The following is a 22,234-nucleotide window of genomic DNA, read 5'->3' as shown; positions in this document are numbered from 1 at the left end:
TGCCGTCCTCATCATAGACTTAGACTGCATCCTACGCGCTCAAGTGCCACGCAACTCAAAGCACCTCCATCAGAACCTACACACCGGCGATCAGTTTTCTGGATCTTGGAGGACTTCTCGTAGACGCAGCCCGCGAGAACACCTCCAACTGTGTAGATTCTACCTATGACGTAGATAGAAAAATACTTGAGGACAGAGCAACGAATTGCCCAAGAACGCTAGCCGTTGTTGCCGATGCAACTGTTCATCCAAACATTTCAAGAAATAATTCAGAAATGATTCAAAAATAGCCTGAATAGGGCAACCTGCCAGCAATGTGGCAATTTCTCTAAAATTGCACGGAGGAACCCATGAAAGTCCTGTAGAAACGAGAGAGATTGCTGATTTAGCGGTTAATTCAGAAATTGATCAAAAATTGATCAAACCCGCTACGGCCCGATGAACAGTTCATCCTTACCCCTTTCCTCAGGCGGAAAGAGTTCGGTAAGGTGGGAATGCGGCCCTAGTTCGTGAACCCTGCTTTCGTGAACCCTGCTGTAGACAAGCTGCTTTATGGCTGGCAAAACCTACACCTTCTATCGCCAATCTCCTGCCCGCACGTCCCTCGTTCACCCCACGAGTGGGCAAAATCCGCTGGTCTATCGCGCTGTCGTGCTGATGCTGCTGATTACAGGCGCGATGGGGGCATTTGTCTATCGCCTGTCCGAACTGCAAATCTTTGAAGGGGCCCACAATCGGGAACTGGCAGAGCAAAATCGGGTGCGCCGCATTCCCCTAGTGGCCGACCGGGGAACCGTGAGCGATCGCCACGGCAAGCTCCTGGCCACCAGCCAGATTTCCCGCTACGTCTACCTCTGGCCCCGGCAGCACTCGCCCAGAGAATGGCAGGAAATTGCCGTTCACTTGTCGCCGATGATTGGCGTTAGCCCAAAGGAAATTCTTGGTCGCCTGGAAAGGGCGGGCTATACCTCTCTGCTGCCCGTGCGCGTTGGCAACCAGCTTTCGCCAACCACGTTTGTGGCCGTGGCCGAACAGTTACCCCGCTGGCCGGGGGTGGAAATTCTCACCGGGTCAAGCCGCCGGTATCCCAATGGGTCGCTTGCATCCCATGTGCTGGGCTATATCGGCGAAGCCACTGAAGAGGACATGGCCCGCAATCCCGATTATCCCAGCGGCATGATTGTGGGCAAGATGGGGGTCGAGCGGCTGGCCAACGCGCAGCTAGAAGGCAAGTGGGGCGGGCGGCTGGTAGAAGTAGACGCACGCGGTCAGGAATCTCGCTTGCTGGGCGAACAGCCTTCAATTAGCGGCGAACCCGTCCAGTTGACGCTGGATTTGGAATTGCAGCGAACGGCAGAAAAGGCGCTGGGCGGGCGGCGCGGCGCAGCGGTGGTGCTGAATGTGAAAACGGGCGAGGTGCTGGCGTTGGCCAGTTCGCCAACGTTTGACCCCAATATGTTCACTCGCAGCGTCACCGAAGCGGAGTGGCAGCAGCTTCAGAAAGGCGACCAGCCGTTTCTCAATCGGGCCCTCCAGGGATATCCACCGGGCAGCACGTTCAAGATTGTGACGGCGGCTGCGGGAATGGAAACGGGCAAGTTTTCCCCCCAAGCGCGGGTGGGCACGTCGGCGTTTCTCAGCGTGGGCGGGCATCAGTTTTGGGAAAGCAGCCGTCGCGGATTTGGAGCGATTGGCTTCCGCGATGCCTTGGCCTACAGTAGCAACACCTTTTTCTTTCGCGTCGGCATGTTGGTGGGGCCAGAGGCGATCGCCCGCTGGGGCAAAGCGCTGGGCATCGGCATCGAGACCCCTCACCTGGGGCTGGAGGGAGCCAGCATTGGGATGATGCCCACGCCCGATGAGAAAGAAGCGCTATACAACGAACCCTGGTATCTGGGCGACACGATCAGCATGTCCATCGGGCAAGGGCTGGTGCAGGCGACCCCGCTGGAGTTGGCGGTGATGACGGCGGCGATCGCCAACGGCGGCAAGCGCGTCCAGCCCCATCTCCTCGCTTCCCAAACCAACCACCCTGACGTGCAGCCCGTGTCAGCCGGCCTCAAACCCGAAACCATCAAAGCCATTCAGGAAGGACTGTTGGCCACGGTGCAAAAGGGCACGGCTCGCCGCCTGGCCGATGGCTCCATCCCCCTGACGGCAGGCAAAACGGGCACGTCGGAAGTCGGCCCTGGTCGCAAGCCCAACGCCATGTACGTGGGCTATGGGCCGGTGAGCGATCCGCAGATTGCGATCGCCGTCGTCATCGAAAACGGCGGCTACGGCGGCGTGGCGGCGCTGCCCGTAGCTCATGAAGTGTTCAAGACCTATTTTGGCAAGCGGTAAGGCGGGGCTAAAGCGGCGGTAGCTCCTCCAAAATCGTGAACCGAACGTGGTTAATGGCCAAATCCCCGATAGACACGTCTACATCGCTGGTTGGCGTTTTGATGGTTTCAAACGAAATGCCCTTAGCCATTTCGGCATGGAACCAGGGCAGACCCATGAAAAAGCGCGTGGGGTAGGGGCCGCCGTCCACCACATCGTCCACATTCGACTCCATCGGCAGCCAGCCAAAACCGGGAATGTAAAACTCAATCCAGACGTGGTTAAACTCCGGCTCCAGGGGATACCGCTGGCGATCGGCATAGGGCGGACACTTGTAGCGGCCGACCGTGCGGCAGGCGATGCCATTCAGTCGGGCCAGCGCCAGCAAGATGCCGACATACTCCCCACAAGACCCCGTGCCCCGCTCCAGCGCGACATCAGGTGTGTCGATATGGGGCTTGATGCTGTAGGAGAGGCGATCGTAGACGTAGTTGCGAATTTTCAGAATTTTGCGGAGCAGGTTGGTTTCTGTGCCAATGGACTCGCGGGCGGCAGCTCGGATCGCGGGCGTATCCATGGCCAAATCATCGTCATCGACCAGATAGCGCGACTGAAACTCCAGCGACAGCGGCGGGATTTTCTCCACGTCGTCGTAGGTGAACTGGTACTTGATGCCGCGCACTTCCAGCAGCGCCTTCCAGCCGAAGATATGGCTTTCGTGGGGCCGGAGTTGGTCAAACTTGAACACTGCAACCCGCTGTCCGTCTTGCAGTTCTTCGGTAAACGGGATGCCGATTGGCTCCACCTGTCGCAGCCGTTGGCGAGCCGTTTCCGCAGGCAGAGCAATCCGCCACTCTAGACCGTTTAGCTGCACCGCATCCAGTGGGGAAATCTCCTCCGCGTAGATCATTTCTACCAGAAACCCGTTGGAGAGCGTGTAGTGCTGCTGCGGGTCGTAGCGGAAATAGAGCGGATGGAGAAAGGTGCGATCGCGGAAGGTTAGCTCGTAGGGCAGTTCAGGATTATTGGGGTCGTCTCGAATGTAGGCTTCCTCAAAGGAATAGACGACGTACAGTACCTCATCGCCTGTTGCGGGATCGGGATAAAACGCCAGCCCGCTGGGGCTATCGAAGGGGGTCAGCAGGCTGAATCGCAATTCGCCCGTTGCCCGATCCATACAGTAGACCGTGCGCTCCAGGCGATCGCACAGCCATAGTTCTTCCCCCCGAAAGGTGAGATTTTCAATCCCCACACCGGGCGCGGCAAAGCGAGTAATCTCGCGCTGAGTTTCTGCGTCGTAGATCAAAATTGCGCCCGCCTTCTGGCAAGTGACGTAAACCGCGCTGCCGTAGACCGCCACGCCATCTGCCGGGTAGGGCAGCGTTGCAAACTCGTCTGGAGTGAGCGTATCGCCGGACAGATCCGTGAGGGGGCAGCGATAGACCCTGTTTTCCCGCGTGAACCAGAGCGTGTCTCCGGCGATCGCCAGTCCGCTGCCATCCAGAAATTGCTCGGTGTGTTTGGAGTTGAGAATCGTCGTGCTGTCGCTGTCGGGGGCGATCGCCACCAGATACCCCCGCACTGCGTCTAGCGTCAGCAGCCTGCCCTCATGCAGCGCCAGCCCCCGCATCATATACACACCCACCGGACGCACCGTGCGGTGCAGCGTCGTTGCGTTGGACTGAATCACCAGGGAATCTCCCGGCTGTTCTGAGGCATTGGATAGGGCAGGTTCAAGCAGCATAAAGGGTTCGGGATGCAGGAGCAGGGGTCAGGCCGATTAAGCCGTCTTACATCATAGGAAAAAGGCCCCAGCGGCGTGTGTATCCAAATGATGGTTTTTCGGCTAACTCCTGATGCTGGCAGGTTCCAGGCAGGGTTCAATCGTGGCAACAACGGACTCTGCCAGCGCGGTGTAGTCATAGCCGCCCTCTAGCCCAAAGGCAAGGTGCGGCGTGATTTGCAGACAATAGCGCGTGAAAATCCCGTAATCGGAAGGGTTCAGGCAAATTCGCGCCAGGGGGTCGGCATGGGTTGCATCGTAGCCCGCACTGACCAGCAGCAGATCGGGGCGAAACGCCTGGAAAAAGGGCACAATTTCTCGCGCAAACAGCGGCTCATAGTCTGCCAGGGTGCTGCCAGCCTGCATAGGAAAATTTCGCACGGTGTTATGTGGGCCGCGATCGCCCGCCGCGCCTGTGCCCGGATACTGCGGATATTCGTGCAGCGAGCAAAACGCAATGCGCGGGTCAGATTCTACAATTGCCTCGGTGCCGTTGCCGTGATGCACGTCCCAGTCTAAAATGCCAACGCGCTCGATTCCCGGCTGCTGGAGCGCATACCGAGCGGCGATCGCCACGTTGGAAAACAGGCAAAACCCCATGCCTCGCCTGGGCAGCGCGTGATGTCCTGGCGGGCGCACCAAGGCAAACGCTGGACGACCCGTTTGCCATACCGTATCCACTGCATCCAGCCAAGCGCTCACTGCCAGCAGCGCTGCATCATAGCTATCCGGCGACACGACCGTATCCGGATCGACCTGCCCGCCGCCGTGGGTGGCAACATACTCTACTGCGGCCACGTAATCGGGAGGATGCACCGCATAGAGCGCAGCCATCAGGCGATCGCCCTGAGCATCGACGGGAGTGGGCGATCGCCACGCAAGCTGATCCGCCCAATCCGCCTGCCGCAGCGCCGCCACCACTGCCCGCAACCGGCCGGCGTTTTCAGGATGATAGGAACCCGTGTCATGCTGCAAAAACACGTCGGAATAAAAGATCGGAAACTGCGACATGGCAAGGCGCTCTGGGGAGGAATGCCTCGATTCTACAGCGCTATTCTGGAGGGGTAGCGGCTGAACCGAGCGATCGCAGCAAAGCGACCAACCAATGATGCACAAACTCAGGTCTGACCGTTGATAATCAGGCGATCGCCCTCCACGCGCACATCTCGCAGTTCAATACCCCGCGCCTCGACTTCCGCATTGATGCGGGCTTCCAACTCCGCCAGCGATAGCCCAAGCTGGCCAGCCACGACCGATGCAGGCAGGCTGAGATTGCCAACTTTTACGGTCATATTTTCATCCAGCCGCAGCTTGCCGTTTCGCACTGTGGGGTTGCCCTCGATGCCAAGGTACACGCCGCGTCGCCCCAGCGCCGGAACGAACGCCAGCACCCGATCAAGCGCCGCCCGCTCCTGATCAGTCAGCCCGTCGGTCGGCAGTTCCGATAGGTTCACCACCACGCCGCCTTTGATCTGCCCATCCTCGATAGTGGTGCTAAAGCCGTTTTGCAATAGCTCCCGACCTTCGGGCGATTGGGCGATCGCCGCTGCCACGATCTGGTTCACCTGCGGCCCGTCTAGTTCCACAGGCGCACCGCTCGTTACCAGGCGTTCGACGGCTTTGGGCGATATCGGCGTTGGGTCGGGCGTAGTGGTCGCAGCGGGCGATTCGGTCGCATACCAGTCGGGCACCTGCGACACCTGCCGCACCGACAGCGCCGTCGCCGCCAGCGCCCCGATCGCCACGCCCGCCACAATGCCCACCAGCCAAATCAGTTGCTTTTTCATCGCTCGTTTTTCACCCGCTCTCGATCAATCAGGAACCTTAAAGTCTTTGGAGCAACAGCAGCCCTGTAAAACCCTGCACTCACTAAAACGCCATATCTGATCACGCTCAGAGCGCGATCGCCCGTCCGGATCATTCTGCCATTCTCTCGGAAATGGGAAATCAGCCGCAGGATTTATTGAAAATTAAACGACGGGCTGGGGGATTTTGGGCTGCACGCTGGGCAGCCAGCGACTGGCGATCGGCATTCGCCAGCCTGTGCCAAAGGCGCGATCGGTAATCTTTAGCCCCGGCGCGGCCTGCTTGCGCTTGAACTCGGCGCGAGTGACCAGCCGAATCACCTGGTTTACCACGGCCGCGTCGTGTCCCGCCGCCACGATATCTGCCGGGGCCTGATGATGCTCGACGAAGCGCTCTAGAATGTCGTCCAGCACGTCGTAGGGCGGCAGCGAATCCTGATCGACCTGACCTGGCTTCAGTTCGGCGCTGGGTGGCTTGGTAATGATGTGCGGCGGAATCACGGGCTGCGTTGCCGACTTCAGCAGCAGCGACGAGTCGAAAGCGGCTCGGTTCTCCTGGTTGAGCCACTGGCAAATCGAGTAGACGCGGGTTTTGGGCACGTCGGCGATCGCCCCCAGGCCGCCGTTCATGTCGCCATAGAGGGTGCAGTAGCCCACCGCCATTTCCGACTTGTTGCCCGTCGAGATCAGCAGATGTCCAAACTTGTTGGAAATCGCCATCAGCAGCGTGCCGCGAATGCGCGACTGGAGGTTTTCTTCGGCAATGCCAAACTCCGTGCCTGCAAAGAGGTCTGCTAGGGCATGATCAAAGCCCTGCATGATGGGCGCAATGGGGAGGGTCTGGGTCTGGATGCCCAGGTTTTTCGCCAGATCCAGCGCGTCGGTAATGGAGTGGTCGGAACTGTAGGGCGAGGGCATCAGCACGCCGAGGACGTTTTCGGGGCCAAGGGCAGCCGTGGCGATCGCCGCCACTAGGGCCGAATCAATCCCGCCGCTCAGGCCTAGCACTGCTTTGCTAAAGCCACACTTCCGCCCATAGTCGCGCACCCCCATCACCAGCGCCATCCAGATTTCCGCCTCGGCGCAGTCGGGCAGGGGCGCAACGGCATCGGGCAGGGGCATCAGTTCACCCACCGCCGGGTCAAATGCAGCAAACACCAGATCGCGCTCAAAGGCCTTGGCTCGAACAACCAACTCGCCTGCCCGATTTAGCCCAAAGCTGCATCCGTCAAACAGCAGGTCATCGTTGCCGCCGACCTGATTGGCATAGAGAATTGGCTGGCCATAGCGAGTGGCACTGTGGCGCAGCATGTTTTCCCGCAGGTGCTGCTTGCCGACGCTGTAGGGCGATGCCGACAGGTTCAGCACCAGATCTACGCCCTGGCGTGTGAGTTCGGCGATCGGGTTCACCTCATAGTGACGCTTGCCCCAAAAGCTCTCGTCGTTCCACAGGTCTTCGCAAATGGTGACCCCAATCCACACGCCGTCTAGCTCGAAGGCGCTGCTCTCCTCGCCCGGTTCAAAGTAGCGGTCTTCATCGAATACGTCGTAGGTAGGCAATAGCCGCTTGTGAAAGTAGCGCTGCACCGTGCCGTCCAGCAGGAGGGCTGTGGTGTTAAACAGGGGCTTTTCGCCGTCATACACTGCATCGGGATTGGGCAGCACCGTCCCCACCAGCACTGCCAGATCCGCAGGCAGGTCTGTTGCCAACTGTGCCAGGGTTTCCGCCATGCGGGTCAAAAAGTTGGGCTGCATGAGCAGGTCGCGGGGCGGATAGCCACACAGCGAAAGCTCTGTCGTCAGGAGCAGCCGTGCGCCCGCCGCCGATGCTGTTTGCGCGGCCTCCAGAATTTGACGGGCATTGCCCGCGAGGTCGCCGATGGTGGGGTTCAGTTGGGCGATCGCAATTTTCATGGCTGGAACCCGCTAGCTATCGATTCCCACGGGCTGCGAAACCGTAACAGGCGACGGTGCAGGCGCAGTAGTCTTCGTGCTGAACACCAGCCCATGTTCGCCCACCGTTACCAAAATCGTGTCGCCCTCTGAGAAAGCGTTTTCTAGCAACTTGGTCGCCAGCGGATTCTCGATCTCCCGCTGGATGGCCCGCTTTAGCGGCCGTGCGCCATACACCGGGTCGAAGCCCGCATCGGCGATGTAGTTTTGCGCGTCCGGCGTGAGTTCCATCCGCAGCTTTTGATCCGCCAGCAGGCGATGGATGCGCTGAAGCTGGATGCCCACAATCTGCCGCAGTTCCTTGAGGCTGAGGGCGTGGAACAGGATGATGTCGTCTACCCGGTTAAGGAACTCTGGGCGGAAGTGGTTTCGCAGTGCGTCCATCACCCGCTTTCGCATCTCCTCGTATTTGGAATCGTCGCCCGACACGTCCAGGATATGCTCGCTGCCGATGTTGCTGGTCATCACCACGATGGCATTGCGAAAATCCACCGTGCGCCCCTGAGAATCAGTAATGCGTCCATCGTCCAGCACTTGCAGCAGGATATTGAACACGTCAGGATGCGCCTTTTCCACCTCATCCAGTAGCACGACGGAATAGGGGCGGCGACGAATCGCCTCAGTCAGTTGCCCGCCTTCTTCATAGCCGACATACCCCGGCGGCGCACCCACCAACCGCGAGACAGAGTGCTTCTCCATGTATTCCGACATATCCAGCCGCACCAGCGCATCCTCTGAGTCGAACATACACTCGGCCAGGGCGCGGGCCAGTTCCGTTTTGCCGACCCCTGTGGGCCCCAAGAACATAAAGGAGCCAATGGGACGACCGGGGTCTTTCATCCCGGCGCGGGCGCGACGAATCGCAGCAGCCACCGCCGCCACCGCCTCATGCTGCCCGATCACCCGCTGATGCAAAAAGGATTCTAGGTTCAGCAGCTTTTGCCGCTCGGTTTCCAGCAGGCGGTTCACCGGGATGCCCGTCCACTTGGCAACGATTTCGGCAATGTCGGAATCGGTCACTTCCTGCCGGAGCAGAGCCTTGCCTGCGCCAGTATGCACCTCCGTCAGGCTGGCTTCTTTTTCTTCTAGCTCCCGATGCACTGCTTCCAGCCGTCCGTACTTAAGCTGAGCAGCGGTGTTGAGGTCGTAGTCGCGCTCGGCTTTTTCGATTTGTCGCTGGAGCTTTTCTTCCTCTTCACGCAGGGCTTTGATGGTTTCCAGGATTTTCTTTTCCGACTCCCACTGAACGGTGAGGGTCTGCTGTTCTTGTTTGAGTTGAGTAATTTCCTCCGCGATGCGCTCTAGCTTGTCTTTGGAAGGACGAAAGGCGGCGCTGTTAACCCCTAGCCGCACGCCTTCGCTTTCGAGCGAGAGCTTTTCCATCTCCAACTGGCGGACGCGGCGATCGATGGTTTCTAGCTCAACGGGTTTGGAAGTGATTTCCATCTTGAGCTTGGCGGCGGCTTCGTCTACCAGGTCGATGGCTTTGTCGGGCAAGAAGCGGTCAGAAATGTAGCGATCGCTCAAGACCGCCGCCGCCACCAGCGCCGAGTCGGTAATGGTGACGTTGTGATGCACCTGATAGCGTTCCTTTAGCCCCCGCAGGATTGAGATCGTATCTTCCACCGTTGGCTGACCAATATAGACCTGCTGGAAGCGGCGTTCCAAAGCGGCATCTTTTTCAATGTGCTTGCGATATTCATCCAGCGTCGTCGCGCCGATGCAGCGCAGTTCGCCTCGGGCCAGCATGGGCTTCAGCAGGTTGCTGGCATCCGTCGTGCCGGAGGAGGAACCTGCGCCCACGACGGTATGCAGTTCATCGATAAACAGCACCACCTGGCCTTCAGAATTGGTGACTTCCCGCAGCACGGCCCGCAGCCGTTCCTCAAACTCGCCGCGATACTTGGCTCCGGCAATCAGGGAACCCATGTCCAGGCTGATCAACTGGCGGTTTTTGAGGGATTCGGGCACGTCGCCGTTGATGATGCGCTGGGCCAGGGCCTCGGCGATCGCCGTTTTGCCCACACCCGGTTCGCCAATCAGCACGGGGTTGTTTTTGCTACGTCGAGACAGGACTTGCACCACGCGCCGGATTTCCTCATCGCGCCCGATCACCGGGTCGAGTTTGCCCGCCTTGGCCAGTTCTGTCAGGTCGCGCCCGTATTTCTCCAGCGCCTTGTATTGCGACTCTGGCGACTGGCTGGTAACGCGCTGGCTGCCGCGCACGCTCTTGATGGTGGTTTCCAACTGCTTGGCCTCAATGCCCGCAGCTTTGAACAGACGGCGACCCACGCGGTCATCTTCGCAGAGCGCCAAAACCAGATGTTCAACCGCGATGTAGTCATCCTGGAACACCTTGCGGGCCTCTTCGGCCCTGTCCAAAAATGTATCCAGGCCGCGCCCCAGGAAAAGCTGGCTGAGGTCGTTGGTGTTGACCTTGGGCTGGCGGGCGGCGAAGGAGTCTAGCTGCTGCCGTAGGCGGGTCGATTCCATGCCGGCCTTATCGAGAATGGTATTTGCCAAGCCTTCCTGATCTAGCAGGGCGATCGCCACATGCTCGACTTCCAGATTTTGTTGACGGTAGCTGCGGGCCACGTCCTGCGATTTGACAATCGCTTCCCACGCTTTTTCCGTAAATTTACCGGGATCGGTTGGCTGCATGTTAAAAATAAATCCTTGAATAGCCGCTCAGGGTGTTCTCTATTGTAACGTGAGTGTTCCGCCAGGCTTTTGAGGAAGGAGACTGGATGCCATTTCCTGCAAACCTTTTGGGCTAACTTTCACCTACTTCTAGTGTACGGAAGCCGCCTCCGGTTTGCCTGCATTCAAAAACAGGACGCTAATGCAGCAGACGTGTAAGGGGCGATCGCAAGCGTGATTCTACCGAGGCTGAATTCGGAGCGATCGCACGAGATTATCCAGCAGCGTCAGGTTCGGGAAAAAGCCATTGCTATCTTGCAAGTTGAGCTGCTGAGCCACCCGCCGCAGATAGATTTCATACTCCGCCACAAACGCATCGTACTGATCTGTCGTGAGCGGTGCTGTGGCAGGCAATACGGACGTTAGCAGCGGCTGCGAAAAGGACACGTAATAGCGCCCGTCGGTGGTCAGTCCCTGAAAGATATAGACCAGTTCGTTACTCAAGATGGGGCTAACGTCGTACTTGTAGACCCCGACGAAACGCAGCCCGCTGCCTTCCCCAAAGCGGAGATACTCCATCTGCGATCGCAGCACTTCGTCTCCCGAAACAGGCGGCAGCACGGCGATTGGGCGGTTAATGTAGAACGGGCGCTGGGTCAAGATGGTTCGCAGTCCGTTAATCACCTGGTTCATCGCCTGTAGCTCTTGGCGATAGCCCACATACATTGCCCGCAGCCCGCTGACGGAGTAAATCTTAAGCGTCCCTGGCGGCACTGCGATTCCCGCGGCTGGGCTGGGCACTTGAAATTGATAGACCAGATGGGATGGCTCGCCGTTGAGATAGGGCGGCTGATCTGGTCGATAGGGCCGCGCGGCCCGCCGCTGGCCCTGCACCGAGTCCGTCAGCGGCCCCGGTTCAAACCGCACCTGCTCCAGGGATAGCGGAAATTCGGTTGCCACGTCCGAAAGCTGAAGCACGTAGGGCCCGGGTGGCCGCCCTATGGAGGACGACTCCGGAAACTCTGGCGAATCGATGGCTGGTGAAGGCTGGGCGATCGCCCTTCCACAACCCAGAAGACAATCACCACCCACAACAGCTATGCTTCCCAAGGGCAAGAGCAGGGAAAGCCCCCACGCAACCCAACCATTCATTGTTTCGCTCCTCACTCACACTGCCCAAAATCCTGCCTAATATCGATCCTCCCAAGGGGCGCTATGGGTGACATTGCTGGAAGTCCCGCCGCCCCTTGACTGATAATCCAAAATCGCAAATCTAAAATCGAGAATCGACACAAGACACAACCTGCAATCCAGCACCAACGCCCAGCCCAAGCTCTGGTGCAGACCTGATGCTTCTACACCCTCAGCCTAGACTGGGCTACGTTCCCCGCATTAGGTCAAAAAGACCGGAACCCTGCGCGATGACTCCGCATTACGCGGTTTCTACATCCCACAGCAGTTGCTCTCAATATTATCCAGGTCTGACGCAAATGAGCGAGATTCCCCAGAATCAGGAGTTAAATGTCAAAGATTCTGTCAGAGATTCGGAATCGATTTGGAATCGGGGGTGACAAGGAGAGCGAGTAGAGACTCCCGACACCCTATTCACCTGTAATCGACAGTTCCTCAACCCACACGCGGGGGCTGAGTCCAGCGCCGACTCGTTCCAGTTCTGGCTCGATGTGGATGATGGACTTGAGGAGTTGGCGAAAATCGCCCGCGACTGTGGCGGATTCAATGCTGGTGCGCTGACCATCGCGAATCAGCCAGCCATCAAAGGGCAGCGAGAAGGAACCCTGGAGCGCCTGCACCCCGGCATGGAGCGCGTGCAGGTCATCGATGAATACAACATTATCAGCCGTGCTGAGGTCGAAAGCAGAGTCGGCAATCCCCGGCAAGACATGGTAAAAATGGCTGCCGACCGTCACCTTTGCGCCCATGTTGGCGTGACCCGTCGGCTGGGCGTTGAGCCGTTTGGCCGTGCCTGCGCTGTGCAAAAAGCTGGTCAACACGCCCTGGTCAATTAGCGAGACGCGGCGCGTGGGCGTGCCTTCGCCATCAAACAGTTCGCCGCCAATATTTTCTGGATGCAGCGCGTCGTCATACAGCGAGAGCAACGGAGAGGCGATCGCACTCCCCAACGACTCTGGCGTAGACAAGCTCTGCCGATCGAGAATATTCTGCGCGTTAAACAGATTAGAAAACGCCCCAATCAGGCTCAAAAAGGCATCGGGCGACAGCACGACCCGGTACTTTCCGGTGGGGATCTTTTCGTAATCCAGGTGGCTGATCGTCTTCTCCGCCGTTTCCCGAATGCACTTCTGGACATCCAACTGCTCCAGCCCCCGGCTCACCTCAAAAGACCCGGCGCTGCGGGGCTTTTTGCCTTCCTGCTCCGTCTTGCTGTAGAGGTAGATCGACGCAACCGATTGCCCCTGCCGCCGCACTGCGCCTTCGCTGTTCAGATAGAACCGCTCCATGTCCCGCTGCGACAGACCGTTATAGGGCACAGAGGCGATCGCCGGATGAGCCGCCAGCAGTTCCTTCTCGGCTGCAATCAGCGCTGCAATCAGGTCAGACACCGATGCAGGCGAAACGCGATCCTCTTCTTGTCCTGCCAGAGGAGCGGTAGCCTCTGGGCTAAAGTCGGGCACGTTTTCCTTCATGCCAAAAAAGCTGGCATCGTAGGCTGTCTTCAGCGCCAGCTCCAGTCCCGTCGGGTCAACGTCGGTCGTCGAAGTAATGCCCAGCGTACCCTCATGGTTCCACACGCGCACCGTCACGCTCGATCGCTGGGACGCTTTCACCTGCTTGGGTTCGCCCTGATCCACCTGGACGCTGGTTTCATCGACCGACGCGCCGTAGATGTCGTATTTCTGAATTCCCAGGCGATGGGCAGACTCTTGAACCTGGTTGGCAAGATCGCTGACGAGAATCGGCATGGCGGGAGTATTTTAGGAAGTTTTTTGGGAAGTTTTCCTAAAGTGTATCGCAGGGGGATAGAAGGGAAGGGAGAAGAACGAAGAACGAAGAGCGAAAAACGAAAATTCTTAGGCATCTCCCAAGCCTTCCCTCTTCGTTTTTCTCTCTTCATTCTTTCCTCTTCGTTCTTCCCTCTTCGTTTTTCTCTCTTCATTCTTCCCTCTTCCCTCTTCTTCCCGCCATTTCCCCATGATTAGCTACCTAAAAGGCGCGATCGCCGCTGTGCAAAAACTTCCAAGCAACCGCGTCATCTTGACCCTAGACGTGAATCAGGTGGGCTATGACCTGCAAATCACGCCGCGAATGCTGCAATCGCTGCCGGGTATGGGCGAAGTGGTGCAGGTCTTTACCCATCAGCAAGTGAAGGAGGATCAAATTGTGTTGTACGGGTTTGAGTCGCTGGCGGAGCGAGATCTGTTTCGGCAGTTAATCAGCGTCAGCGGCGTGGGGCCGCAGTTGGGAATGGCGCTGCTGGACGGCATGGGGCTGCAAGACCTGGTGCAGGCAATTGTGTCGGGCAACACGCGGATGCTGTCGCGCACGCCAGGGGTGGGGGCAAAAACGGCGGAGCGGCTGGCGCTAGAGCTAAAGACCAAGCTGGCAGACTGGCGCACCCAATCAGGACTGTCCACAACCCCAGATGCCGCGCCCGTGGGCAGCGTGCAAGAAGATGTGGAACTAACGCTGCTGGCGTTGGGCTATTCCAGCGGCGAAATTATGCAGGCATTGCGGGCGGTTGGACAAAAGACGGCGCTGGCGAAAAATGCCGACGCAGAGCAGTGGATTCGAGAGGCGATCGCCTGGCTGAGCCAATAGACCCCTAAACCCTGTGATACAATCGTTGATTGTATTGATACTCACCGGACGACCCCAATGGCACTCCTGCAAGAGCGCAAGCAGCAGATTATTTCTGATTACCAAATCCACGAAACCGACACTGGATCGGCAGATGTTCAGGTGGCAATGTTGACCGAGCGCATCAACCGCCTCAGCGCCCACCTCAAAGAGAACAAGAAAGACCACGCTTCTCGTCGGGGTCTCCTGAAAATGATCGGTCAGCGCAAGCGCCTGCTGGCCTACATCCAAAAGCACGATCAAGATCGCTATCGCGCTCTGATTGGCAAGTTAGGCATTCGCGGCTAGGGTTTCGCGGCTAAGGGTTTCGCGTCTAAAGTTTAAGATCTTGCGAATCGATTCGCTGGGCCAGATGGCGCGGCTGGCTGACCCCTTGCGGTTAGGACAGGTTTTCTTTATGGCATCTTCTACTCCGCCTAGTTCTGATTCTTCCAACTCAGACGCTTCGACTCGTAAGGCCTTGCCGTTCGAGCCGAAAAAGCGCCTGAAAAAATCCGAAGCATCCACCGATGCTGGTAAAAAGCCAGAGACAGGAGCGGAACCGAAGAAAGCGCCTAAATCTGCCTCGAAAGCGGCCGCGAAGGCAACCCCCAAGGCAACGCCGCTAAAAGCAGGAGCGTCGGGGGGTGCGTCTGGTAATTCTGCCAAGAACGCTGCGGCAACCCGCACATCGATGGCGATTCCTGATGCAGTGAGCAAGCGAATGGCCAGGCGCATGGCGATTTTCTGCGGCGTGCCCTCGTTTTTGGCGATCGCCACCTTCGTCGTTAGCTACTACATCGTCAGCCAGCACCTTCTGGACTTGCCCACCTCCGCCGTGCTGCTGGTCAGCCTGGGCTTTTTTGGGCTGGGCGTACTGGGGTTGAGCTATGGGCTGTTTTCGGCTTCCTGGGAAGATGAACCGGGCAGCTTGCTGGGCGCGTCGGAGTTTCGCACCAATCTGGGACGCACCATTGCAGCATGGCGATCGCAGCGCCCTCAGTCCTAAACGCCTCATCGCAGAAACCACCCAACCGGAGGGTGGTTTTTGTCTTTTGGGCTGCCTAAAATAAGCGCTAGCGTTAGCCCAGCACTAGGCCTTTGGATTTTGGCGTGTGGCGTTTAGAACTCTTAACTGAAGTTAACCTGCCAGTCTGCCGTTTCCGTAGCATTGAATACTCTAAACTAGTCATGTTTTTGGGCGATGTCTGCTCTACGGACGTTACCCAGCCCCGGAGCTAAACGCAACCCAAACGCTCTGACTAAACCCCAGAGCCGCAGGACTTTTAACCTTTCTTGAATCATTCAAAGTAAGCAGGATTTTCCCATGATTGTGGTGATGAAGCCCGAAGCGCCCGCCGAAGAAATCGACCGCCTGAGTGCCGAGTTTCGCGAGATGGGCCTGACACCGGAAAAAATTGTCGGCAAACACAAAACCGTGGTGGGTTTGGTGGGCGAAACCGCCGAGATGGACGCACTCCAACTCCAAGACCTGAGTCCCTGGATCGAGCAAGTGCTGCGGGTCGAAAAGCCCTACAAGCGCGTCAGCAAGGAATATCGCCACGGTGAACCCAGCGAAGTCGTCGTGCCCACGCCCAATGGCCAAGTGACCTTCAGCGCCTTTGCGCCGTTGGTCGTGGTGGCAGGTCCTTGCTCTGTTGAAAACGAAACCATGATTGTGGAAACGGCTCGTCGCGTGAAAGCTGCGGGCGCAAAGTTTCTGCGGGGTGGCGCGTTTAAGCCGCGGACCTCGCCCTATGCTTTTCAGGGGCACGGCGAAAGCGCCCTGGAACTGCTGCAAGCGGCCAAAGATGCAACCGGCCTGGGCATCATCACCGAAGTCATGGATGCCGCAGATCTGGAAAAAATCTGCGAAGTGACCGACATTGTGCAAGTCGGCGCACGCAACATGCAGAACTTCTCGCTGCTCAAGAAGGTGGGCGCTCAGGACAAGCCCGTGCTGCTGAAGCGGGGCATGTCTGCCACGATTGACGAGTGGCTGATGGCGGCAGAGTATATTCTGGCGGCGGGCAATCCCAACGTCATCCTCTGCGAGCGCGGCATCCGCACCTTCGACAATCAGTACGCCCGCAACACCCTCGATCTGGCAGTCATTCCGGTGCTGCGATCGCTCACTCACCTGCCCATCATGATCGACCCCAGCCACGGCACGGGCAAGTCGGAATATGTGCCCTCGATGGCAATGGCTGCGATCGCCGCCGGAACGGACTCCCTGATGATTGAGGTTCACCCTAACCCATCGAAGGCGCTGTCCGATGGCCCGCAATCGCTCACGCCGGAGCGCTTTGACCGACTGATGCAGGAGCTATCGATCATTGGCAATGCGGTCAATCGCTGGGAAGCTAATCCCGTGCCCGTCCTGGCCTAGGGGCTGCCTGAAAAGTTGGCTTGCCCAAAAAGTTGACTTGCTCTAAAAAGGTGGCTTGCTCAAAAAGTTGGCTTGGGGGCGATCGCCAAGAGGTGTACGTACCAATAGGCGATCGCCCCTACAAGTAATAAGAGTGAGCAGATCTTCGGATTGGCAGACGACTTCCGGCCAGCGCTGCGACTAAAATCGAACTTAACCGGGAGCGTTTTTACGAATGTTCTTTCACCGTTGAGTTCAACCCAGCGCGATGCCTGACTTTGTGGAACTGGATGGACGGAAATTTTTGCCTGCGGATCAACTGCCGCAGCCGGAGTGGCCTTGCGTCATTAGCGAACGCCCGCAGCCGACGCTGACGCTCAAAGATGACGACCTGTTTTTAATTACCGACACGCTGGGCAATATTTCAGCCTGTTTGGAGGGAGACTCCATTGGCAGCTTGGGGCTGTTTTGCCAGGATACGCGCTTTTTGAATCGCCTGGAGTTGCAGATTGAGGGGCGATCGCCCGTCCTCCTCAGCAGCAACGCCGACAAGGGATTCGTCCTGTCGGTGCTGTGCGCCAACCCCCAGCTAGACACCATTCCGCCGGAAACCATCGGCATCCAGCGGGAACTGGTGCTAAACGGCGGGTTGTTTGAAGAAATCTGCCTGACGAACTTCAGCACCGAACCCGTGCAGTTTGAACTGAGCCTCAGCTTCGATGCTGATTTTCTGGACTTGTTTGAGATTCGTGGCTTTCAGCGCGATCGCCGAGGACAGCGCCTGCGACTGGTGCCTCAGGTGGCGCAGGATCATCGGCTGGATGTGATGGAAGCTGCAACGGACGACGCAACGGAGCCGCTGCCCCAATTACTATCCCCAGAAATAACTCTGGCCTATCAGGGCCTAGATGGCGGCTTGATAGAATCGCGCATCCAGTTTTTGCACCAGCCGCCTAATTTCCTCAAAGGCTATACCGCCCTGTGGCAAGTATCGCTGGAGCCACACGAAGCGCTGACCCTGGGCTATCGGCTGCAACCGCTGCTGAATGGGCGATCGCCCTCCGCCGTCAACACACCCATGACGCTGATGCAGGCCAAGGCGGCGGAACTGCTGGAGCAGACCCAGTGGGGCGAGCAGGTGACGCGCATTCGCTGTGACAACAAGGCCATCAACCAGATCATTGAGCGGGCGCAGCAGGATGTGTACCTTTTGCGGCAGACCTTCGGCAAGGGCAAGGTGCTGTCGGCAGGCGTACCCTGGTTTTCGACGCTGTTTGGGCGCGACTCCATCATTGCCGCCTCGCAAACGCTGATTCTCGACCCCACCATTGCCCGCGACACCCTCAGCATCCTGGCCCACTATCAAGGCAAGCAGCACGACGACTGGCGCGACGAACAGCCCGGAAAAATTTTGCACGAGCTGCGCCTGGGCGAAATGGCCCGCTGCCAGGAAATTCCCCACACGCCCTACTACGGCACAGTAGACGCAACGCCGCTGTGGCTCATGCTCTACGCCGAATACTACGCCTGGGCCCATGACCAGGAAACCCTAGAGCGACTCTGGCCCAACGCGCTGGCGGCAATGGAGTGGATTGACGAAAACCTCAAGGAGACGGGCTATCTGGCCTATGTGCGGCGCTCCTCTCGCGGGCTGCAAAACCAGGGCTGGAAAGACTCTGGCAACTGCATTGTGAACCGCCGGGGCGAACTGGCCGAAGGGGCGATCGCCCTCTGCGAAGTGCAGGCCTACGTCTATGCCGCAAAGGTGCGGCTGGCAGAAATCGCCCGCCTGAAAAAGCGCATCGACCTGGCCGATCGCTGGCTGGAAGAAGCGCAAGACCTCAAGCGACGGTTTAACCGCGACTTTTGGATGAACGACCTAGACTTTTGCGCCCTGGCGCTAGACGGAGAGGGCAACCCAGTCGATAGCATCACCTCCAACCCTGGCCATTGCTTGAATCTGGGCATTCTCGACCAGGACAAAGCCCTGAGCGTGGCCGAGCGGCTGCAAGCACCCGACATGTTTAACGGCTGGGGCATCCGCACCCTCAGCAGCCTGTCGCCTGCCTACAACCCAATGGGCTATCACATCGGCTCCGTCTGGCCCCACGACAACAGCATGACGGTGCTGGGGCTGCGATCGCTCGGACTCATTGACCAGGCCCTCGAAGTCACCCAGGGCATTTTCGACATGACCCTGCGCCAGCCCTACCAGCGCCCACCCGAACTCTTTTGTGGCTATGAGCGCACCGCAGACAACAGCCCCGTGCAGTACCCCGTTGCCTGTTCGCCCCAGGCCTGGGCCACGGGTTCCATCTTCCAGCTTTTGCTGACGATGGCAAATCTGGTGCCCGATGCGCCCAACAACTGCCTGCGAATTCTCGATCCGGCCCTGCCCGACACGATGCATCGCCTGTCGCTGCACAACCTGCGGATTGGTCAAACGCTGCTGGATCTGGAATTTGAGCGGGTGGGCAGCGCCACGGCCTGCCGCGTGGTGAAAAAGCGCGGCAACCTGCGCGTAGTTATTGAGGCGTAGGGTTGATTCTGATTTTGGATTTGCGATTTTGGACTGGCGATTTTGGACTGGCGATTTTGGATTGCCCGTCAAGCTGCGGCGGGCTTCCAGCAATTCCCCTGGCAAATCCACTTGGGAAAATTAATGGGAGCCACCGATTTCTTTGGAACTGCGAGAGCCGCAATTCCTAAAGCACCTGATGCGTGTAGGCGTGCTGCTTCACGTTGTCTTCGGGCTTGACCAGGCGGTCAGAATTTAGCACGCGCTTGCGCTCGGTGGAATGGTTGAAATCAGTGCGAACCGTGCCCAGGGGAATCAGCGACTTGGCTACGGGACGAACCTTGTAGGTGCGGGCTGCGGCGATCGCCCTCGCGGCAAACTCATCGCAAAACTGCGTGTCTGCCGGAAAGCCCGCAGGGAGCTGCGGCTCCTCGCCCGACAGCACCGCCCCCAGCGTCGTCGCCACGGCCTGCGTGTAGGAGGTGGGAATGCCACGGGCGATCGCCTCTAGCGCGGCCGAGGGAATCGGCTCCGCAACCGTTACCGTATGCACCTCCCCATCTGCCTTCAGAAAACAGGTCGCTAGACCCACCACCAGATAATCTTCGGCCCCCAAATCGGGCGCTGTGGCTGCAATGATCATGAGTTTCTATAGTTTGCGTTGGTAGTTTTAGGACTTACGCAGTTGGACGATTTCTCGCAGACTGCACCCGCGAGAAATCGTCCAAAACCCAAAGAGCTTATCGCAAGGGCGCAAGTCCTGAGTTTGTGTTGAAGTTTGTGTTGCGCTTTCCCCTCATTCTGCGATCCATCGGCACAGATTCGGCAAATCGCAACCCTGGCCGTAATGAAACTAGAAAAATCTTTATGCTCTGGCGAGCGCTATGCTCTGGCGAACTTATGCTCTGGCGAACTTATGCTCTGGCGAACTTATGCTCTGGCGAACTTTATGCGTTGGGAGAATCTCCAAACCGCTGCTCTCGCACCTCCGCCGCATAGGTCTGCACCGCCTGGGTAATGATGTCCCGCAGGTTGGTGTAGGGTTTGGCGAAGGGGGGCTGCCATTCTGACAGGCCCAGCAGGTCGGGCGTGACGAGAACCTGGCCGTCGCAGTGGGGGCCTGCGCCGATGCCGATGGTGGGGATGGTCAGCTTTTGGGAAATTTGCAGCCCCAGGTCAGCCGGGATATGTTCCAGCACGATGGAAAACGCGCCGGCCGATTCTAGGGCGATCGCCTCCTGCAAAATTCGCTCAGCCGCCTCTGCCGTCGTGCCCTGCTTGCGAAAACCGCCAAACTGATGCACCGACTGCGGCGTTAGCCCCACATGGGCCATCACGGGAATGCCTGCCTGCGTCAGCCGTTCTACCGTCTCTAGCATGCCGGGATGGCCACCTTCTAGCTTCACAGCCTGCGCTCCAGTTTCCTTTAGCACGCGCCCGGCCGAGTGCATGGCCTGCGCCACGCTCTCCTGATAGGTCATAAACGGCAAATCGCAGACCACCAGCGCATTTTTTACGCCGCGCCGCACTGCCTTCGTGTGGTGCAGCATATCCTCCAGCGTCAGCGGCAGCGTGGTTTCGTGGCCCAGCGCCACCATCGCCAGCGAATCGCCCACCAAAATCACATCCACGCCTGCTCGATCTAACACTTGCGCCATCAGAAAATCCCACGCCGTCAGCACCACAATCGGGCGACCGTCACGTTTGAATCGGCTGAGCTGTTGGGTGGTCACGCCCATGATTCGGAAACTCCGAGGTTGAGGTTGGTGGTTAAGGGCGGCGGTGAGGCTGGCGGTAGAGGGTGGAGATGGAGAGGTTTCGTCTGGCGCAGTAGCCCGAATTGGGATTATCGAGGCCCCGCGGCGATCGCCCCGTTGGCCAGCGCAATGGTCGCCTCTTTTTCGCCGTTTTTGATGCTCACGCCGTAGAGAATACCATCTGCCTGCCACATCACCGTCGCCACGCAATAGGCTCCGCAGGTGTTGGCATATTGCCCGCTCACGCCGTTGTTCAGGGCCACAGCTTCCACCGTTTCCGAAATGCCGAGGATCTCTGCCGGAGTCATCGTGCCCTCATAGCGTTGCGCCCAAGTTCCGCCATAGCTACAGGCCGTCGCGCCGTTGCAGTCGGCCACATAGTCAAAATCTACGCCGTAGCTGTCTTCGTCGCCATAGGCGTGGACATACACCTCCTCCATCCCCGGCACTGCGTCCGGCAGAAAAATCGGAATTGGCGTTTGGGGACGCAGTTGGCTGACCACCTGATCGACGGGAATGGGGGCCCCCGCCAGCGACGGGGCACAGCCCGCGATCAGCATCGGAATCAGCGGAAAACCTAGCGTAAAACCCAGTAGCGCGGGGAGCGATCGCCTCATGATTGATCTCCAGGACGTACAAAAAAAGTACACAGAGAGATACACGGGAAAACAGCGTGAATCCGTGAAGTTCTTTGGTGATCTGCCAAGTTGCCGTTCGCCCAGGCGGTATAGTGTCTTCTGGGATCGCGCACGCCGCCTGTAAAACTCTATCGCGTTTCCTTGCGGCTGTGTCACCTGCCCGGTGGACTGCGAAACTGCCCACGACCCACCGCTACGCCCAACGCCGTGAACCCATTGCAAAGGTTACGCCCAGCGCCATGACTCAGGAGCCGCCCCCACCGTCCAACTCGCCCAATAACCCGCCGGAACCGCCAGAGAAACCCCCCACGAACGTTGAACCGGGCTATGGGCCGCCCTCGCTGCAAGATTTGCAGACGGAATACGTGGGGCTGGGCAAGCGGCTGTTGATTGGGCTGCTGCGGGCGAATGTGCGGCTGTTAGAGGGGTGGATTGCTGCCCTAGAAGCACCGCCCAGACGGGCCCAGACCTCCCTGGGCGATCGCCCACCGGGAGAACTCGCCGCCGCCGACAGCAGTGCCCTCGTCCGCACAGAGCCAGGTGCGCCGCCTGTCCCGGTTGCGCCATCGCTGGGTCGCCGCCTGTGGATGGCGGTTCAGCAGGTTTGGGCGACTGTGCAGCCCGCCGCTCGGCA

The 22,234-nt window shown here is 58.6% G+C and carries 16 protein-coding genes and 1 pseudogene; 7 read left to right on the top strand and 10 right to left on the bottom strand.

Annotated features, from left to right (window positions below; translation table 11 throughout):
* Positions 1–552 precede the first annotated feature (552 nt).
* A complete protein-coding gene (gene mrdA, locus IGS51_RS20185; RefSeq protein WP_297080570.1) occupies positions 553–2,343 on the top strand; it encodes a penicillin-binding protein 2 in 1,791 nt (596 codons plus the stop codon).
* 7 nt (positions 2,344–2,350) lie between these two features.
* Here mrdA and IGS51_RS20180 read toward each other — a convergent pair whose 3' ends face one another.
* From IGS51_RS20180 to IGS51_RS20150, 7 genes are all read right to left on the bottom strand, one after another.
* Positions 2,351–3,955 carry a transglutaminase domain-containing protein gene (locus IGS51_RS20180; protein ID WP_367279391.1) on the bottom strand — a complete coding sequence of 535 codons (1,605 nt, stop codon included), beginning with the start codon at positions 3,953–3,955 and terminating at the stop codon, positions 2,351–2,353.
* A gap of 213 nt (positions 3,956–4,168) precedes the next feature.
* A complete protein-coding gene (locus tag IGS51_RS20175; protein ID WP_297080568.1) occupies positions 4,169–5,116 on the bottom strand; it encodes a histone deacetylase in 948 nt (315 codons plus the stop codon).
* A gap of 107 nt (positions 5,117–5,223) precedes the next feature.
* The gene (locus IGS51_RS20170) at positions 5,224–5,892 is read right to left on the bottom strand and encodes a hypothetical protein (protein ID WP_297080567.1); all 669 of its coding nucleotides are present in this window, start codon (positions 5,890–5,892) and stop codon (positions 5,224–5,226) included.
* Between the two features lie 183 nt (positions 5,893–6,075).
* The gene (locus IGS51_RS20165) at positions 6,076–7,824 is read right to left on the bottom strand and encodes an NAD+ synthase (RefSeq protein ID WP_297080566.1); all 1,749 of its coding nucleotides are present in this window, start codon (positions 7,822–7,824) and stop codon (positions 6,076–6,078) included.
* 12 nt (positions 7,825–7,836) lie between these two features.
* Positions 7,837–10,524 carry an ATP-dependent chaperone ClpB gene (gene clpB, locus IGS51_RS20160; RefSeq protein ID WP_297080565.1) on the bottom strand — a complete coding sequence of 896 codons (2,688 nt, stop codon included), beginning with the start codon at positions 10,522–10,524 and terminating at the stop codon, positions 7,837–7,839.
* A gap of 219 nt (positions 10,525–10,743) precedes the next feature.
* Complete coding sequence (locus IGS51_RS20155; protein WP_297080564.1) at positions 10,744–11,655, bottom strand: hypothetical protein; 912 nt, start codon at positions 11,653–11,655, stop codon at positions 10,744–10,746.
* A 449-nt stretch (positions 11,656–12,104) separates the two neighbouring features.
* Positions 12,105–13,445 (bottom strand): TldD/PmbA family protein, encoded by a 1,341-nt coding sequence (locus tag IGS51_RS20150; RefSeq protein WP_297080563.1) that lies wholly within the window; start codon positions 13,443–13,445, stop codon positions 12,105–12,107.
* Between the two features lie 229 nt (positions 13,446–13,674).
* Here IGS51_RS20150 and ruvA point away from each other — a divergent pair, with 229 nt between their 5' ends.
* From ruvA to IGS51_RS20125, 5 genes are all read left to right on the top strand, one after another.
* Positions 13,675–14,301 (top strand): Holliday junction branch migration protein RuvA, encoded by a 627-nt coding sequence (gene ruvA / locus IGS51_RS20145; RefSeq protein ID WP_277772235.1) that lies wholly within the window; start codon positions 13,675–13,677, stop codon positions 14,299–14,301.
* Between the two features lie 57 nt (positions 14,302–14,358).
* A complete protein-coding gene (gene rpsO, locus IGS51_RS20140; protein ID WP_172353874.1) occupies positions 14,359–14,628 on the top strand; it encodes a 30S ribosomal protein S15 in 270 nt (89 codons plus the stop codon).
* Between the two features lie 64 nt (positions 14,629–14,692).
* A complete protein-coding gene (locus IGS51_RS20135; protein WP_367279390.1) occupies positions 14,693–15,328 on the top strand; it encodes a PAM68 family protein in 636 nt (211 codons plus the stop codon).
* 318 nt (positions 15,329–15,646) lie between these two features.
* Entirely contained in the window at positions 15,647–16,708 is a 1,062-nt protein-coding gene (aroF, locus tag IGS51_RS20130) for a 3-deoxy-7-phosphoheptulonate synthase (RefSeq protein WP_297080561.1), read from the top strand.
* 247 nt (positions 16,709–16,955) lie between these two features.
* Positions 16,956–19,226 carry an amylo-alpha-1,6-glucosidase gene (locus IGS51_RS20125; protein WP_297080560.1) on the top strand — a complete coding sequence of 757 codons (2,271 nt, stop codon included), beginning with the start codon at positions 16,956–16,958 and terminating at the stop codon, positions 19,224–19,226.
* A gap of 166 nt (positions 19,227–19,392) precedes the next feature.
* Here IGS51_RS20125 and IGS51_RS20120 read toward each other — a convergent pair whose 3' ends face one another.
* The 3 genes from IGS51_RS20120 to IGS51_RS20110 form a co-directional block, all read right to left on the bottom strand.
* Positions 19,393–19,848, bottom strand: a complete 456-nt coding sequence (locus tag IGS51_RS20120) for a hypothetical protein (RefSeq protein WP_297080559.1) — start codon at positions 19,846–19,848, stop codon at positions 19,393–19,395.
* A gap of 304 nt (positions 19,849–20,152) precedes the next feature.
* The gene (gene panB / locus IGS51_RS20115) at positions 20,153–20,944 is read right to left on the bottom strand and encodes a 3-methyl-2-oxobutanoate hydroxymethyltransferase (RefSeq protein WP_297080558.1); all 792 of its coding nucleotides are present in this window, start codon (positions 20,942–20,944) and stop codon (positions 20,153–20,155) included.
* A gap of 107 nt (positions 20,945–21,051) precedes the next feature.
* Positions 21,052–21,579 carry a hypothetical protein gene (locus IGS51_RS20110; protein WP_297080557.1) on the bottom strand — a complete coding sequence of 176 codons (528 nt, stop codon included), beginning with the start codon at positions 21,577–21,579 and terminating at the stop codon, positions 21,052–21,054.
* A gap of 170 nt (positions 21,580–21,749) precedes the next feature.
* On the opposite strand from IGS51_RS20110, the pseudogene IGS51_RS20105 reads away from it, so the two are divergent.
* Positions 21,750–22,234: pseudogene (locus tag IGS51_RS20105) on the top strand (hypothetical protein); the annotation flags it as partial.

The sequence above is a fragment of the Thermoleptolyngbya sp. M55_K2018_002 genome, assembly GCF_015295965.1.
In the GTDB taxonomy this organism is placed as follows: domain Bacteria; phylum Cyanobacteriota; class Cyanobacteriia; order Elainellales; family Elainellaceae; genus Thermoleptolyngbya; species Thermoleptolyngbya sichuanensis.
The sequence above is the reverse complement of the archived record's forward strand: the minus strand, read 5'-3'. Positions and strand labels throughout refer to the sequence as shown.

Coding starts and splice junctions, on each gene's coding strand:
- aroF (WP_297080561.1), top strand. CDS start 15,647: ATGATTGTGGTGATGAAGCCCGAAGCGCCCGCCGAAGAAATCGACCGC.
- panB (WP_297080558.1), bottom strand. CDS start 20,944: ATGGGCGTGACCACCCAACAGCTCAGCCGATTCAAACGTGACGGTCGC.
- ruvA (WP_277772235.1), top strand. CDS start 13,675: ATGATTAGCTACCTAAAAGGCGCGATCGCCGCTGTGCAAAAACTTCCA.
- IGS51_RS20150 (WP_297080563.1), bottom strand. CDS start 13,445: ATGCCGATTCTCGTCAGCGATCTTGCCAACCAGGTTCAAGAGTCTGCC.
- IGS51_RS20120 (WP_297080559.1), bottom strand. CDS start 19,848: ATGATCATTGCAGCCACAGCGCCCGATTTGGGGGCCGAAGATTATCTG.
- IGS51_RS20175 (WP_297080568.1), bottom strand. CDS start 5,116: ATGTCGCAGTTTCCGATCTTTTATTCCGACGTGTTTTTGCAGCATGAC.
- IGS51_RS20125 (WP_297080560.1), top strand. CDS start 16,956: ATGCCTGACTTTGTGGAACTGGATGGACGGAAATTTTTGCCTGCGGAT.
- IGS51_RS20165 (WP_297080566.1), bottom strand. CDS start 7,824: ATGAAAATTGCGATCGCCCAACTGAACCCCACCATCGGCGACCTCGCG.
- rpsO (WP_172353874.1), top strand. CDS start 14,359: ATGGCACTCCTGCAAGAGCGCAAGCAGCAGATTATTTCTGATTACCAA.
- IGS51_RS20180 (WP_367279391.1), bottom strand. CDS start 3,955: ATGATGCGGGGGCTGGCGCTGCATGAGGGCAGGCTGCTGACGCTAGAC.
- IGS51_RS20110 (WP_297080557.1), bottom strand. CDS start 21,579: ATGAGGCGATCGCTCCCCGCGCTACTGGGTTTTACGCTAGGTTTTCCG.
- IGS51_RS20135 (WP_367279390.1), top strand. CDS start 14,693: ATGGCGCGGCTGGCTGACCCCTTGCGGTTAGGACAGGTTTTCTTTATG.
- IGS51_RS20155 (WP_297080564.1), bottom strand. CDS start 11,655: ATGAATGGTTGGGTTGCGTGGGGGCTTTCCCTGCTCTTGCCCTTGGGA.
- IGS51_RS20170 (WP_297080567.1), bottom strand. CDS start 5,892: ATGAAAAAGCAACTGATTTGGCTGGTGGGCATTGTGGCGGGCGTGGCG.
- clpB (WP_297080565.1), bottom strand. CDS start 10,524: ATGCAGCCAACCGATCCCGGTAAATTTACGGAAAAAGCGTGGGAAGCG.
- mrdA (WP_297080570.1), top strand. CDS start 553: ATGGCTGGCAAAACCTACACCTTCTATCGCCAATCTCCTGCCCGCACG.